The 827-nt window shown below is 49.1% G+C and carries 1 pseudogene; it reads left to right on the forward strand.

The features are described 5' to 3' along the window. Positions 1–622 (forward strand): annotated as a pseudogene (locus CIK04_RS29750) (efflux RND transporter permease subunit); the annotation flags it as partial. Between the last annotated feature and the right edge of the window lie 205 nt (positions 623–827).

Below are 827 nucleotides of genomic sequence, written 5' to 3' on the forward strand. Positions count from 1 at the left end.
AACGCATTGCGGCACGAGCTGCTTCCTCAAGGGTACACTTACGAGTGGACTGGTATGGCGTATCAAGAAGTATTGGCAGGAAACCAAGCGATTTACGCTTTTGCGCTGGCGTTTAATTTTCATCTACCTGTTCATGGTGGCTCAGTATGAAAGTTGGACCATTCCGTTGGCGATTATTTTGGTGGTACCCGTGGCGACGTTAGGATCATTCCTTGCGCTGAACTTAACCGGGACACCACTGAATCTCTATGCTCAGATAGGTTTGGTTCTTCTCATCGCCCTGGCGGCCAAGAATGCCATCTTGATTGTGGAATTTGCCAAGCAGCAAAGGGAAGAGAAAGAGGTGGCCATTGATGAGGCTGCCGTTCAAGGTGGTAAACTGCGCTTCAGGGCCGTAAACATGACATCTTGGCGTTTATTCTCGGGATTTCCCGCTTGATTTTCGCTGCAGGCGCTGGTCATGTGAGTCAAAACTCACTGGGCATCTCTCTTGTTGGCGGCTTGCTGTGCGTGTTATTGGCCGGTACCTTCCTGATCCCTGGTTTCTATGCGTTTGGTGCAAAGAAAGCGGGAGCAAGCGCACGGAGGCAGCACCAAGCTCATTCCATTGGATGATGAATAGTGAGAAGAACCTCTTCTTCTGACCGATAAAAAATCCCCAACTGAGTTGGGCATTTTATAAGCATTGAATGCTATTAACGTTGACGAGTTTTAAACTGAGCGACCGCGTTGTCCATCGAATGCGCTTGCTCGGAGACAAGGTCTACTTCTCTCAAACACTCTTGCGCTGAGTGCATGTTGTTTTCCGAAATGGTGTTCAGCTCGGT

The sequence above is a fragment of the Vibrio sp. 03_296 genome, from assembly GCF_002265885.1.